10 protein-coding genes are annotated in these 14,257 nt (G+C 61.7%); 3 read left to right on the top strand and 7 right to left on the bottom strand.

Annotated features, from left to right (window positions below; genetic code table 11):
* Positions 1-156 precede the first annotated feature (156 nt).
* Positions 157-2,205, top strand: a complete 2,049-nt coding sequence (locus AB4M76_RS10495) for an ATP-binding protein (protein ID WP_368441789.1) — start codon at positions 157-159, stop codon at positions 2,203-2,205.
* Between the two features lie 74 nt (positions 2,206-2,279).
* Here the strand turns inward: AB4M76_RS10495 and AB4M76_RS10500 are convergent, their stop codons facing one another.
* The 4 genes from AB4M76_RS10500 to zwf form a co-directional block, all read right to left on the bottom strand.
* Positions 2,280-3,908, bottom strand: coding sequence for a long-chain-fatty-acid--CoA ligase (locus tag AB4M76_RS10500; RefSeq protein WP_368441790.1), 1,629 nt, complete (start codon positions 3,906-3,908; stop codon positions 2,280-2,282).
* Positions 3,909-4,066: 158 nt separating this feature from the next.
* Positions 4,067-5,659 carry a glucose-6-phosphate isomerase gene (gene pgi / locus AB4M76_RS10505; protein ID WP_368441792.1) on the bottom strand — a complete coding sequence of 531 codons (1,593 nt, stop codon included), beginning with the start codon at positions 5,657-5,659 and terminating at the stop codon, positions 4,067-4,069.
* Positions 5,656-6,327, bottom strand: a complete 672-nt coding sequence (gene pgl / locus AB4M76_RS10510) for a 6-phosphogluconolactonase (RefSeq protein WP_368441793.1) — start codon at positions 6,325-6,327, stop codon at positions 5,656-5,658. Before pgl ends, pgi begins: the two co-directional genes overlap by 4 nt.
* On the bottom strand, positions 6,324-7,787 hold the full coding sequence (gene zwf, locus AB4M76_RS10515) for a glucose-6-phosphate dehydrogenase (RefSeq protein ID WP_368441794.1): 1,464 nt from the start codon (positions 7,785-7,787) through the stop codon (positions 6,324-6,326). Before zwf ends, pgl begins: the two co-directional genes overlap by 4 nt.
* A 160-nt stretch (positions 7,788-7,947) precedes the next feature.
* Between zwf and AB4M76_RS10520 the strand changes: the two genes are divergently transcribed.
* Positions 7,948-8,895 carry a radical SAM protein gene (locus AB4M76_RS10520; RefSeq protein WP_368441795.1) on the top strand — a complete coding sequence of 316 codons (948 nt, stop codon included), beginning with the start codon at positions 7,948-7,950 and terminating at the stop codon, positions 8,893-8,895.
* 15 nt (positions 8,896-8,910) lie between these two features.
* On the opposite strand, the gene AB4M76_RS10525 is transcribed toward AB4M76_RS10520, so the two are convergent.
* A complete protein-coding gene (locus tag AB4M76_RS10525) occupies positions 8,911-9,180 on the bottom strand; it encodes an usg protein (RefSeq protein WP_368441796.1) in 270 nt (89 codons plus the stop codon).
* A 190-nt stretch (positions 9,181-9,370) separates the two neighbouring features.
* Here AB4M76_RS10525 and gyrA point away from each other — a divergent pair, with 190 nt between their 5' ends.
* Positions 9,371-12,124: a DNA gyrase subunit A gene (gene gyrA / locus AB4M76_RS10530; RefSeq protein ID WP_368441797.1), complete on the top strand. Its 2,754-nt coding sequence runs from the start codon at positions 9,371-9,373 to the stop codon at positions 12,122-12,124.
* Between the two features lie 143 nt (positions 12,125-12,267).
* Here gyrA and AB4M76_RS10535 read toward each other — a convergent pair whose 3' ends face one another.
* Positions 12,268-12,606 (bottom strand): hypothetical protein, encoded by a 339-nt coding sequence (locus tag AB4M76_RS10535; RefSeq protein ID WP_368441798.1) that lies wholly within the window; start codon positions 12,604-12,606, stop codon positions 12,268-12,270.
* 166 nt (positions 12,607-12,772) lie between these two features.
* Entirely contained in the window at positions 12,773-14,254 is a 1,482-nt protein-coding gene (locus tag AB4M76_RS10540) for a carboxypeptidase M32 (protein ID WP_368441799.1), read from the bottom strand.
* Positions 14,255-14,257 lie beyond the last annotated feature (3 nt).

Below are 14,257 nucleotides of genomic sequence, written 5' to 3' on the forward strand. Positions count from 1 at the left end.
CATGTTTTCGTCAAATCACCCGCGGCGCGCCCCGCGAAGAGCTTGTTCTCGTCTGATTTCTGCCGCTTTTGCCCCCAAAGGTAAGGCGAGAGCAGAAACTTCAGCCGCGCATCCCTCACCGGTCCGATGGGATGCCGAGAAAAAAGGGATGAGAACGTGGCAAACACGTTTCGCGAAACCGTCCGGTCCAAGGCCTATATCCTATTGAACCTGGTCGTTCTGTGCTGCGCGGCGGGGATCACCTATTCGATTATCAAACTGGACCACGATCAACATATCGCGAGCCTCAGCCAAGACGCCCGGCAGGCGCTGCATGAGGTGTCCAACCAGGTACAGCATCAGTTCCAGGAAACCGTTCTGGTCACCAAGAACATCGAGAACATTCTGCTGTCTTCCGAAGCCTTCAAGGAAAAGAAGATCGAACTGCTGGTGCGCGAGCTGCTGCAGGAAAACCCCGGCATCACCACCTATGCGCTGGCGCCCGATCTGAAGATCGCGCGCAGTTTTCCCGAAACGGCGGACAGCAGCATTGTCGGCCTTGAGTATAGAAACATCCCGGCGCAGTTGTCGGGGGTTGCCAATGCCTATCGCCGCCAGACCCCCACCATCGAAGGCCCGCTGCCGCTCGTTCAGGGCGGCAAGGGTTTTATCATGCATTACCCGGTGTTTGAACGCCCCCAAGGCCTGGGCGCGCCGCGGTTCTGGGGGGTCATCTCCATTGTATTTGACTGTGAAACCCTCTTTGGCCTACAAGAGAACAACCCTCACCTCGCCGGGGAATACAGCTTTGGCCTCGCCCCCCTCCCCGCGGGCAGCAGCCTCACGCCGCCCCGGGGCACTGGTTCGGGCGAGCTTATCGCGCGCAGCCGGTTCGAGCTGCATGGCAAGCTTTGGGAAGCCAGCGCCCGGCTGACCCATGGTCTGCCGCCCTATTCGCCGCAAAGCCCCTATCTCGTGGCCTTCGCACTTTTGGCCACCGTGGCGCTCTTGGCCGGGCTCTGGGCCTTCCGGCGGGTCGCCTTGAAAAAGCAAGAGGCGCATATCCTTTTGGCCGAGGCCATCAGCACCATCCAAGAAGGTTTTATTGCCTTTGATGAGAAGGAACGACTGGTCTCTGTGAACCAGAAGTTCTTGGACTATCACCCTAAGGTGGCCCATGACATACGCCTTGGTCGTACCATGGAAGAGCTGCTGCGGCTTTGGGTCGAGAAGAACCAATTCCCCGTCGAGGAAAGCGAACGCGAAGAGTGGATCGCCAAACGCATGGCGCGGTTCCGCAATCCGACCGGGCCATTTCTGCTTGAGGTGAGCAGGGACTCCTGGGTCAAGGTCAATGAGGCCAAAACCCCGCATGGCTATACCGTCGGGATCTGGACCGACATCACCGCCGAGAAACGCGCCATCGACGCGGCCGAAGCCGCCGACCGCGAAAAGACCGAGTTTCTGAACAATGTCAGCCATGAATTGCGCACACCGCTCACGGTGATCTCGGGCCGGGCGAGCTTCTTGCAACATGCCGAGCGTCTGCCACAGGCCCGCCGGTTGCAGACCGCGCTGGTCAGCAGCAGCCCCGCGCCCGAGCTTCGCGGGGCTGCGGAGGCCTATCAGAGCTTTATCTCGGAACAGGCCGGCGGCATCGCGGGATCGGCCAGACATATGCTGCGACTGGTCGAAGACCTGCTCGACTGGACCAAAGTCGCGCGCGGCAAAATGGAGTTGGACCTGCAAGAGATCGAGGCCAGCGACATCGCCCGCTCCGTTGCCGAAGATCTGCGCCCCGATGCCGAGGCCAAGGGGCTGAGCCTGACCTATGACGCCAATGGCACCGCCATGGTCAACGCCGACCCGGTGCGCCTGCGCCAGATCCTCTACAACCTGATTTCCAATGCGATCAAATTCACCAAGAACGGCAGCATTCACCTGTCGATGCTGCAGGCCGCTGATGAGATTACCTTTAGCGTCACCGACACCGGCTGCGGCATCTCGCCGGACAACCTCGACCGCGTGTTCCTGCGCTTCCAGCAGGTCGACGGCTCCATGTCGCGCGAAAACGGCGGTCTGGGGCTTGGGCTGGCGATTGCAGAGCAACTGGCCACGCTGCATGGCGGCGGTTTGGCGTTGGAGAGCGAGCTGGGCATCGGCAGCACCTTCCGCCTGACCCTGCCCCGGCCCGCGCGCGCCTGCGCCCTGCCCCGCTCGGCCTGACGCGCGGCCAGCGCCATGATGATAAAGCGCCGCCCCTGACGGTCCAGAGGCGGCGCTTTCGTTTTGAGCTGGGCTTACTCTGCGCCGTCCATCAGCACGTCCCCGAACTGATCGCGCAGATCGCGCTTGAGCACTTTGCCCGTCGCATTGCGCGGCAGCGCCTCGGTAAAGACCACCCGATCCGGCACCTGCCATTTCGCGATCTGGTCTTCGAAAACCTTGAGCACATCGGCCTCGGTGGGGTCCGCCCCTTCGGCCTTGACCGCCACCAGCACCGGGCGTTCGTCCCATTTTGGATGCGTCGCGCCGATCACCGCCGCATCCGCCAGATCGGGATGGGCGATGGCGATGTTTTCGAGCTCCACCGAACTGATCCATTCGCCACCGGATTTAATGATGTCCTTCGCGCGGTCGCGGATCGTGATATAGCCGTCCGCATCCATCGTCGCGATATCGCCGGTGTCAAACCAGCCGTCGCGCAGGGTGCTGTCCCGGTCCGAGCGGTAATAGGCGTCCAAGATCCAATGCCCCCGGGTCACCAGCGCGCCCTGGGTCTCGCCGTCATGGGGCAGCGGTTGACCCGCGTCATCCCAGATCTCAAGCTCCACCCCAAAGACCGGGCGGCCTTGGTTTTCGCGCAGCCTATGCTGCTCGGCGTCCGACAGTTCCGCATGTTTGGCCAGCGGCTTGTTCACACTGCCCACGGGCGACATCTCGGTCATGCCCCAGGCGTGGATCGTCTCGACGCCGAAATCCTCGCGGAAGGTCTGGATCATCGACGGCGGACAGGCCGAGCCGCCAACCACGGTGCGTTCAAGGCTTTCCAGCTTGCTGCCCGATTGTTTGGCCGCGCCCAGAAGCCCCAGCCAGATCGTCGGCACGCCAAGCGCCAGAGAGACACGGTAGTCGTCGATCAACCCCACCAGCGAGGCGCCATCAAGGTTCGGCCCCGGCAGCACCATCCGCGCGCCGGTCATGGCGCTGGCATAGGGGCTGCCCCAGGCGTTGACGTGGAACATCGGCACCACGGCCATGACGATATCGCGGGCCGAGATGGCAATGCTGTCGGCGATGTTGATGCCAAAGGAATGCAGCACGGTGGAGCGGTGCGAATAGAGCACGCCCTTGGGGTTGCCCGTGGTGCCAGAGGTGTAGCAAAGGCTCGATGCGGTGTTCTCATCAAGCTCGGGCCAGTCAAATCCGGCATCGCCCGAAGCCACGAAGTCATCGTAGAAGATCAGACCCGGCAGCGCTTCGGCGGCTTCCGCGTCGGGGCCGGACATGAGCACCAGATGTTTGAGGTGTTCCAGCTTGTCGCGGATCGCCGCCACCAGCGGCACGAAGGTCTTGTCGATGAAGAGTACCTCATCGGCGGCGTGGTTCAGGATATAGACCAGCTGTTCGGGAAAGAGCCGCGGATTGATCGTGTGGCAGACAAAGCCCGCGCCCGAGGTGCCGAAATAGATCTCCAGATGCCGCCGGTTGTTCCAGGCAATCGTGCCACAGCGCGCCTGCGGGGCCAGCCCCAGATTGGTCAGCGCCGAGCCGAGCCGCCGGGCATTCTGCGCCACCCCGCCCCAGGTGGTTGTCTCGACCCCGCCGGTCGTATTGACCGAGACGATCTCGCTGTCAGGATGATAGCGCTCGGAATGGGCGATCAGGCTGGAGATCAGTAGCGGCTGCGTCATCATCTGGCCAAGCATGGCGGGGCTCCTTATCTGGTTTGCGATCAGACTGACCAAAGGCTGCGGTGACTGCAAGACCTCCCCGCCCGCGCGAGCAGGCTGCGCCCGCCCATAACGCTGCGTAACAAGGCAGGCGCCCCCCGCCCGCTTCGGCGAACGGGGGGATCTGCTCGCGGTCAGTCGCGATGACGCTGGATGAAATCGATCAGCCCGGCGGTCGAGCCGTCTTTGCCCTCGGGAGAGACCGCGCCTTCGACGAGCGGTTGCAGCGCGGTGGCCAATTCCTTGCCCAGTTCCACCCCCCATTGATCGAAGGAGTTGATGCCAAGGATCACCCCCTCGACAAAGACGCGATGCTCATAAAGCGCGATGATCTGCCCCAGCGTGAACGGGTCAAGCCGGGGGTAGATCAGCGTTGTGGAGGGGCGGTTGCCGGGAAAGACACGGTGCCGCGCTTGCCGTTCAAGCTCGGCCCCCTCAAGCCCTTTCCGGCGCATCAACCCGCGCGCTTCCTCAAGCGAGCGGCCCAGCATCAGCGCCTCAGATTGGGCAAGGCAATTGGTCAGCAGCAGATCGTGATGATGTTTCAGCTCCGGCTCATGACCATTGGCCGCGACCAGAAACTCGCAGGGCACCACCCGGCTGCCTTGGTGGATCAACTGGTAAAACGCGTGCTGGCCGTTGGTGCCCGCCGCGCCCCAGACGATGGGGCCGGTGTGACGCGGGCTGTCGTCGCCGCTCATCAACACGCTCTTGCCGTTCGATTCCATCTCAAGCTGTTGCAGATAGGAGGGCAACAGGGCCAGGCGCTGGTCATAGGGCAGCACCGCGCGGGTGGTGTGGCCGCAGATCTGATTGTGCCAGATCCCCACCAGCGCCAGCAGGATCGGCATGTTCTCCGCAGGTTCCGCCGCGCAGAAATGGCGGTCCATCTCTTGCCCGCCGCGCAGGAAACTGTCGAAGGCTTCGGGGCCAATGGCGATCATCAGCGACAGGCCAATCGGCCCCCAGAGGGAATAGCGCCCCCCGACCCAATCTTCGAAACCAAAGACCCGCGCCGGGTCGATGCCAAATTCCGCCGTCTTGTCCAACGCGCTGCTGAGCGCCGCGAATTGCTGCGACGGATCGCCCCCGTGATCGCGCATCCAGGCCCGCGCGGTGCGGGCATTGGTCATGGTCTCAATGGTGGTGAATGTCTTGGAGGCGACGATCACCAGCGTGGTCTTGGCGTCCAGACCGCGCAGCGTATCGGCAATATGCGCGCCATCGACATTGGACACGAAATGGCAGCGCGGGCCGTCGTGATAGGGCGAGAGCGCGCGCACGGCCATGGCCGGGCCAAGGTCCGACCCGCCGATCCCGATATTGACCACATCGGTGATCTTGCTGCCGCGAACCTCATCTGCAAAGCCGCGCATCCGCTGCAGGGTGTCCAAGACCTCAGGCATCACGTCCTGACCCTCAACCATGACCGCGCCGCCATCCAGATTGCGCAGGGCGGTATGAAGAACAGCGCGGTTCTCGGTCTCGTTAATCGCCTCGCCCGCGAACATCGCATCGCGGTGGGCGGTGACATTGGCCTGTTCAACCAGCCCCAGCAGCGCGCCGCGCGTCTGCCTGTCGATGTTGGTCTTTGCGTAGTCGAACAGCATATGCTGCGTGCGCAGCGAGAACTCATCTGCACGATCCGGATCGTCAAAGAGGGTCAGGATCGAACGCTCTGCGGCGGCGGCATGCAGCCGGTCTAAGTCTTGCCAGTGATCGGTCATTCGGCCCAATAGACCTCCAATTCGTCGAGCAGCGCCGCGATCGGCGCCTCTTCGGGGGGTAAGTTTTCAGCCCGTTTCAGGGCCGCGCGTTTTTCCGTGCCGAAAATCACCAGATGTTTGTTCAAGGCGCCGTTCAGCACATGCGCGGGCAATGTCACGCGGGCGGTCGACTGGCTTTCGGGGTAGACCGGGCAGAGCAGCGGCGCATCGCTTGCCAGCGCTGCGGGCAGGCTCGGGTCACCGGGGAAAAGCGACGCGGTATGCATGTCGTCGCCCATCCCCATTAAGGCCACCGAAAGCGGCAGATAAGGCGCAAGCGTCGGCGCGACCTCCTCGGCCCCTTCGCCGGGCGACAGCCCCTCGCGGTAGAAAGGCACGAAACGCGCTGCTGCGGCATGGCCGGTCAGCAGATGTTCTTTCACCAGCTGCGCGTTGGAGCGCTCGTCAGCTTCGCTTACCCAGCGTTCGTCTGTCAGCAGGACATCGACCCGCGCCCAATCAATATCCGTGGCCGAGAGCATTTCGAAAATCGGACCGGGGGTCGAGCCGCCGGGGACCGCCAAGCTGGCCCGCTCATTGCCGGACAGGGCCGATTTCAACTTGCCCGCCAGTTTATTGGCGACATTCATCACCAACATTTCGCGGTCTGCATATTCGATGATGTTCATGGGGATACCTTTCGCCATTCACGGCCATCGCGCCGCATGAGTTCGAGTGCATCTGTCGGCCCGGTCGAGCCGCTGTCATAGGGTTTGGGCACGTCATGGCGCGCTTCCCACCCCTGAATGATCGGATCGGTCCAGGCCCAGGCGGCCTCGACCTCGTCGTCGCGCATGAACAATGTCTGGTTGCCCCGGATCACGTCCATGATCAGCCGCTCATAGGCATCCACCTGCGCGCCCCCCTCAGGGCCAAGCGCTTCGGCAAAGGTCATATCAAGCGGCACATCGACAAGACGCATGCCCCCCGGCCCCGGTTCCTTGATCGTCACGCCCAGGGTGATGCCCTCATTCGGTTGCAGCCGGATCGAAAGCACATTGCGGTGACGGCCCGCGTCTTCGGTGAAAATCGAATGCGGGGTGTCTTTGAACACCACCGTGATCTCGCTGGAGCGGGCAATCATACGTTTGCCGGTGCGCAGATAGAAGGGCGTGCCATGCCAGCGCCAATTGCTGATATGTGCCTTAAGCGCGATGAAGCTTTCAGTCCGCGAGCGCGGGTCGCCCACCGCTTCGCGGTAACTCGGGTAGCGGCTCTCCTGCCCCGGCTCGGCGAGATATTGCCCCCGGATCAGATGGTGCGGCAAGACCGGATCTAGCGCGCGGATCACCTTGAGTTTCTCATCGCGCACCGCATCGGGATCAAAGCGCGCCGGCGGCTCCATCGCGATGAGGCACAAAAGCTGCATCAGGTGGTTTTGCACCATGTCGCGCATGGCACCGGATTTATCGTAATATTCCCCGCGCCCGCCGACACCCACCGTCTCGGCCACGGTGATCTGGATATGATCCACATATTGCCGGTTCCACAACGGCTCAAAAAGCACATTGCCGAAACGCACGGCCATCAGGTTCTGCACCGTCTCCTTGCCCAGATAATGGTCGATCCGGTAAATCTGCTGTTCGTCGAAATAGCGCGCCAAAGTGGCGTTCAGCGCCTGCGCGCTTTCCAGATCACGGCCAAAGGGTTTTTCGACGACGATCCGGCTGTCCGGGCCGGCCAAGCCCCATTGCTGCAAACGCTCCGCCAAATCCCCGAACAGGGACGGCCCGACAGAGAAATAATAGACCTCGATCTGGTCTCGGCTGGCCATAAGGCTGTGCAGCTCGGACCACCCGGCCTCGCCGCGCGCGTCAATGGCGACGTAATCGAGCTTTTCGAGGAATTCTTCGAGATCGTCACAGGTTTCGTCGCCGCCGAACTCCCTGATCGCCTCGGCCACCATCTCGCGGTAGCCGGCGGCATCCATCTCGGTCCGGGCAGCGCCGACTACCCGCGCGCCCTCCGGCATCTGGCCCGCACAGAACCGACGATAGAGACCCGGCAGAATCTTGCGCCGGGCCAGATCGCCCGTGCCGCCAAAGATAACCAGATCGAAAGGATCGACCGGAATGACACGCGAAACCATAGTTTAATCCTTGCCCGTGCAACATGGTTGGGTCAGCGCAAACATACCTATTCTCACCTTCTTCACAAGACTGTGCACCCCAGTGCTTGGACTTTTGGGCAGGGCCGCAATAGCTTAGCACCACAGGACGCGAACACATCGGATCACGCAAGGACGAAAAATGAAAGATATGGCGCAGGCAAACGAGGGCAAGTTCCAAGACCCGAAAGTGACCGCCAAGGGCGCGCCGCGCGCCACCGTCGCCCTGCGCGGGGCCGAGACGCTTTGGTTCAACACCGGCACCCTGTGCAACATCGAATGTGTGAACTGCTATATCGCCTCCAGCCCCAGCAATGATGCGCTGGTCTATATCACGGCTGAGGAAGTGCGCGATTACCTTGACCAGATCGAAGAGCTAAACTGGCCGGTGCGCGAGATTGCCTTCACCGGCGGCGAGCCTTTCATGAACCCGCAGATGATCGAGATCACCGAAGCCGCCCTTGAACGCGGCTATGAGGTGCTGATCCTGACCAATGCGATGCGCCCGATGATGCGCCAATCGGTGCAGAACGGGCTGCTGCGCCTCGGCGCGGCCTATCCGGGCAAGATGACCCTGCGCATCTCCGTCGATCATTACCGCCGTGATCTGCATGACGCGGAACGGGGCGAAGGCGCTTTTGACAAGACGCTTCTGGGCATGGAATGGCTGCGCGACAACGGCTTTCGCATGGCCGTGGCGGGGCGCTCGGTCTTTGCCGACAGCGATGCCGAGAGCCGGGCGGGCTATGCGGCGTTCTATGCCGATCACGGCTTTGACATCGACGCCCATGACCCCGGCGTGACCGTGCTTTTCCCCGAGATGGACGAGGCTGTCGAAGTGCCCGAAATTACCACCGCCTGCTGGGACATCCTGAACAAATCCCCCGACACGGTGATGTGCGCCTCCTCGCGCATGGTGGTCAAACGCAAGGGCGCCGAGAAACCCGCCGTACTGGCCTGCACCCTGCTGCCCTATGACCCTGAGTTCGAACTGGGCACGACGCTCGCCGAAGCCGAGCGGGACGTGGCGCTGAACCATCCGCATTGCGCAAAGTTCTGCGTCTTGGGCGGGGCAAGCTGTTCCGCCTGACGCCCCTGCCCCGCATTAGTGGAGCGTGAATTCGCCGACCTGATTTTGCCACTCACCGGGGCTGATCATCTTGCGATGCGTGAAACGCACCGAGTGCAGCGGCCCATCCAGTTCGGCGCGCCAGAATTCGACAAATTCAAACAAGCGCGGATGGTCCGGCGCGATATCATACTCCTGCCAGATATAGCTGTTGAGCACATGGCTATAGTCGGGCATATGGTAAAAGAATTCGGCCGTGGTCAGACCATAGCCTTTAAGCATAAGTTCTGTTTCACATCGGGGCATATTGCGCCTCCTTAACTGCCTGAGTAAGACCAGCTTGGCAGATAGTTTTTACTTTTCAATGAAAACAGTATGTTGGCACTTCACCCCGAGTGCTGCCAGTGCCTTTTGGCCACAGCCATTGCACCTGATATGCCCCGTCTGCTATAGAAAACCGCAAGATATAGAACCATAAAAATGGTGGGCAAGATACGTGACCGATACGCCGGATACCCCTGAAAACACAGACGAAAAACCCATCTTTCACGGGCCGTCGGTGACCATCGAACACGAGATGCGCACGTCCTATCTGGACTATGCGATGAGCGTGATCGTCAGCCGCGCGATTCCCGATCTGCGCGACGGTCTGAAACCGGTGCACCGCCGCATCCTCTATGCGATGCATGAGACCGGCAATACCCACGACAAATCCTACCGCAAATCCGCCCGCCCGGTCGGCGATGTGATGGGCCAATACCACCCGCATGGTGATAGCGCGATCTATGACGCATTGGTGCGTATGGCGCAGGATTTCTCCATGTCCCTGCCCCTGCTTGACGGTCAGGGCAACTTTGGTTCGATGGATGGCGATAACCCGGCGGCGATGCGCTATACCGAAGTGCGCATGGACAAGCCCGCCGCCTATCTGCTAGCGGATATCGACAAGGAAACCGTTGATTTCCAGGACAACTACGACGGTAAGCAGAAAGAGCCCACGGTTCTGCCGGCGCGTTTCCCCAACATGCTGGTCAATGGCGCGGGCGGTATTGCTGTCGGCATGGCGACCAATATCCCGCCGCATAACCTGGGCGAAGTCGTCGATGCCTGCCTCGCGCTGATCGACGATCCGGACCTGACCTCTGAGCAGCTGATCGACTATGTCCCCGGCCCCGACTTCCCGACGGGGGGCATCATGCTGGGCCGTTCCGGCGCGCGCAAAGCCTACCTTGAGGGCCGCGGCAGCGTCGTGATCCGCGCCAAGACGCGGGTGGAGGAAATTCGCAAGGACCGTTGGGCCATCGTGATCGATGAGATCCCCTATCAGGTCAACAAGGCCACGATGATCGAAAAGATCGCCGAACAGGTCCGCGACAAGAAGATCGAGGGCATTGCCCATGTTCAGGACGAAAGCGACCGCAATGGCGTGCGCGTGGTGGTCGAGCTGAAGCGCGACGCCACGGCCGAGGTGGTGATGAACCAGCTTTACCGTTTCACGCCGATGCAGACCTATTTCGGCTGCAACATGCTGGCGCTGAACGGTGGCCGCCCCGAGCAGCTCACCCTGCGCAAGTTCCTCAGCTATTTCATCGACTTCCGCGAGGATGTCGTGGCGCGCCGCACCGCCTATCTGCTGCGCAAGGCGCGCGAGCGGAGCCATATCCTCTGCGGTCTCGCCGTCGCCGTCACCAATATCGACGAAGTCGTCGCCACCATCCGGTCCTCCGCCGATGCCGCCGAGGCGCGCGAGAAACTGATGACCCGCCGCTGGCCCGCTGAAGAGATCCTGCCCTATATCGCGCTCATCGACGATCCGACCCATACCGCGAATGAGGATGGCACCTATAACCTCTCCGAGGCGCAAGCCCGCGCCATTCTGGAACTGCGCCTGCAGCGCCTGACGCAGATCGGCGTCAAGGAAGTCACCGACGAGCTCGAAGAACTGGCACGTAAGATCAAGGAATATCTTGAGATTCTGGGCAGCCGCGAGCGCATCCTCAGCATCATCTCGGAGGAGCTGCGCGAGGTGCGCGAGCTCTTCGCCGTGCCGCGCCGCACCGAGATTGTCGACTGGTCCGGTGACATGGACGACGAAGACCTGATCGCCCGTGAGGATATGGTCGTGACCATCACCTCGGGCGGCTATATCAAACGCACGCCCTTGGCCGATTTCCGCGCGCAGCGTCGCGGAGGCAAGGGGGTCTCGGGCATGCAGACCAAGGAAGAGGATGTCGTCACCAACCTCTTCGTCGCCAATACCCATACGCAGCTTTTGTTCTTCACCACCGATGGCATGGTTTACAAGCTGAAGACCTGGCGCCTGCCGCAGGGCGCGCGCACCGCCAAGGGCAAGGCCATCGTGAACATCCTCCCGATCCCCAACGGCGTTTCCATCGCCGCGATCATGCCCGTCGATCGGGATGAGAAGGATTGGGACGACCTGCAGGTGATCTTTGCCACCTCCGCCGGGACCGTGCGGCGCAACAAACTGTCGGATTTCACCAATGTGAAGTCCAACGGCAAGATCGCCATGAAGTTCGAGGGCGAGCATGAGGGCACCACGCTGATCAACGCGCGCATCGCCTCGAACGACGATGACGTGATGCTGGTGACCGACGCGGGCCGCGCGATCCGCTTCCCGGCCACCGACGTGCGGGTCTTCAACTCGCGCAATTCGGTCGGGGTGCGCGGCATCCGTCTGGGCAAAGGGGACAAACTGGTTTCCATGTCCGTGATCCGCCATTTCGAGGCCAGCTCGGAAGAGCGTGTCGCCTATCTCAAACAGCGCCGCCTGATGGCCGGGCTGACCGATGACGACAGCAGCGATGACGAGGAAGAGCAGGTTCAGGCCGGGCAACTCAGCACTGAGCGCTATGCGGAAATGTCGGCGGCGGAGGATCTGATCCTCACCATCACCGCCAAGGGCGCGGGCAAAGTCTCTTCGGCGCATGACTATCCGGTGCGGGGCCGCGGTGGCATGGGCGTGACAGCCTGGTCCAAAGCCATGGCGCATGGCCCGATCGTCGCCTGTTTCCCGGTCGAGATGTCTGATCAGGTGATGTTGGCGACATCGAAAGGCCAGTCGATCCGCGTGCCGGTCGAAGGCATCTCCTTCCGCTCGCGCAGCGCCGGCGGGGTCAAGGTCTTCAGCACCGGCAAGAACGAAGAAGTCGTCAGCGTGGCCTGGATCGCGGATCAGGGCGAAGAAGACGGCGCGGCGCTGGACGCGTCAGAGGATAGCACCGAGTAATCACCCGAGGTCTCATGCTGCCCTTAGATCGGGGCAGCATGGGCCGGACGCGGCCGCTTCAACGCCCCCCAATACAAAAAACCCCCGCATCACCGATGCGGGGGTTTTGTTTTACATAGGTCGATCTAAAAGCCTTAGTCGACTCAATCTGTTGTGGACGTTGTTGTTGTGGAGGACGAGGAGTTCGCCGCCAGCGCGACCAGAACAACCAGAGCACCCGCCGCGGCTGCGCCGTTGCCAATGCCGGCACCCGCAGCGAAAAGACCAGCGCCATCCGCGCGGACGCAGACCCGGGCGGTCTCGCCATCCACAGTTACCGGCTGGGGTTTGCAGTTATAGATGACGCCATTGGCACCTTGAACCTGAAGCTCATATTCCGCATCGCCCGACGCGCCCAGCACGGCGGCTTGGGTCGTTGTCTGGGCAAAAGAAGCACCCGCAAGTGCGATCGCCGCTGCTGTCACTGTCGCAAACATTTTCATCTCGAAGGTACTCCTATGGTAAATGCAAATTTCGTGTTGACCGCATCATTGCACATATCACTAACTAGCGCAAAGTCGAATTGTTAACCCATAGTTAATTACGCCGATGGCAAATCGCTCCGGATGCAAACGCCTGAGTTTTCAACCGGTTCCGACCCCATGCGACTTATAGGTCGTAAATTTGCGTAAACTTTTCCTCCAGATAGGCCAGCAGGGGCGCTTCGCTGGGGGCTTTGCCGGCGGCTTTTGCAATGACATCGCGCGGCGCATAGAGCCCGCCATGGGTCTGAACATTGGTCCGAAGCCATGCGGTTGCCGCCGTGGTATCCCCCCGCGCGAGCTCTGCATCCAGATCGGGCAGTGAGTCGCGCATCGCTTCATGCAGGCAGCCCGCATAGACATTGCCCAGCGTATAGGTCGGGAAATAGCCCAGCAGACCGACCGACCAGTGAACATCCTGCAGCACACCGTGGGAGGGCCGGTCGACCTGATAGCCGAAATCCGCCTCGAACCGATCGTTCCAAGCGGCTTCCAGATCGGCAACCTGAAGATCGCCCGAGATCAGCGCTCTTTCGAGATCGAAGCGCAAGAGCACATGAAGATTATATTGCAGCTCATCCGCCTCGGTGCGGATGAAACCGTCTGAAACCCGGTTCACGATACGGTAGAACATCTCGGCATCCGCGACGCCAAAGTCACCGAATGCATCCTTCATCTCGCCAAACAGCCAACCCGTGAAAGCGCGGCTGCGGCCGATCTGATTTTCGTAAATCCGGCTTTGGCTTTCATGCACCCCCATGGAGACGCCGCGCCCCAGCGGGGTCAGCAGATAAGCGCTGTCGATCCCCTGCTCATAGGCGGCGTGACCAACCTCATGCACGGTGGAATAGAAACAGTTGAACGGATCAAGCGCATTGGTGCGCGTGGTGATTCTCACGTCCAGACCCGAGCCGGAGGAGAACGGATGCACCGCCTTGTCGATCCGCCCGGTGGAAAGGTCATAGCCAAAGTGACGCGCGAGTTTTTCCGTCAGCGCCATCTGGGCGGTCTCGTCAAAAACACCCTCCAGGATCGGCGGCGCTTCGGCCGCGCGCACGGCGGCGCGAAGCTCGGTCAATTTGGGCCGGAGCGCACCGAACATCGCCTCAAGATCCGCCGCCGTGGTGCCGGGCTCATAGTCTTCCAGCATGGCGTCATAGATGCCGATGCCGCGCCCCTCGGCCAGTGCCGCGCCCTCTTCGCGTTTAAGCGCGATGACCTCCTCCAGCGTCGGGGCGAAGGCGGCAAAATCATCGGCGGCGCGGGCCTCGGCCCAGATGCCCTGCGCGGCAGAGGTGACGCGGGCGATCCTTGCGGCCAGATCGGCTGGCACCCGGGCCGCGCGGTCATAGTCGCGTTTGATATGGCGCAGATTGGCTTGGCCGACCTCGTTCAGTGTCGTCTGATCAATCTCAGACAACCAGGTGCCAATGCGCGGATCGACGCGGCGGGCGTGTAACACCCCCTCCATCGCGGCCATCTCCTCGCCCCGCTGCGGCCCGGCGCCGCGCGGCATCACGGTTTCCTGATCCCAGCCCAAACGGCCCGCCACCTGCGCCAGCGCTTCGGTCTCGCGCTGAAAGGCCATCAATTCGTCATATGCAGTCATGGT

The organism is Sulfitobacter sp. PS-8MA, assembly GCF_040933935.1.
Lineage (GTDB): Bacteria > Pseudomonadota > Alphaproteobacteria > Rhodobacterales > Rhodobacteraceae > Sulfitobacter.

Excerpts from the sequence above, each read along its gene's own strand:
- AB4M76_RS10500 (WP_368441790.1), bottom strand. The coding sequence starts at position 3,908 with ATGCTTGGCCAGATGATGACGCAGCCGCTACTGATCTCCAGCCTGATC.
- pgi (WP_368441792.1), bottom strand. The coding sequence starts at position 5,659 with ATGACCGATCACTGGCAAGACTTAGACCGGCTGCATGCCGCCGCCGCA.
- pgl (WP_368441793.1), bottom strand. The coding sequence starts at position 6,327 with ATGAACATCATCGAATATGCAGACCGCGAAATGTTGGTGATGAATGTC.
- zwf (WP_368441794.1), bottom strand. The coding sequence starts at position 7,787 with ATGGTTTCGCGTGTCATTCCGGTCGATCCTTTCGATCTGGTTATCTTT.
- AB4M76_RS10520 (WP_368441795.1), top strand. The coding sequence starts at position 7,948 with ATGAAAGATATGGCGCAGGCAAACGAGGGCAAGTTCCAAGACCCGAAA.
- AB4M76_RS10525 (WP_368441796.1), bottom strand. The coding sequence starts at position 9,180 with ATGCCCCGATGTGAAACAGAACTTATGCTTAAAGGCTATGGTCTGACC.
- AB4M76_RS10535 (WP_368441798.1), bottom strand. The coding sequence starts at position 12,606 with ATGAAAATGTTTGCGACAGTGACAGCAGCGGCGATCGCACTTGCGGGT.
- AB4M76_RS10540 (WP_368441799.1), bottom strand. The coding sequence starts at position 14,254 with ATGACTGCATATGACGAATTGATGGCCTTTCAGCGCGAGACCGAAGCG.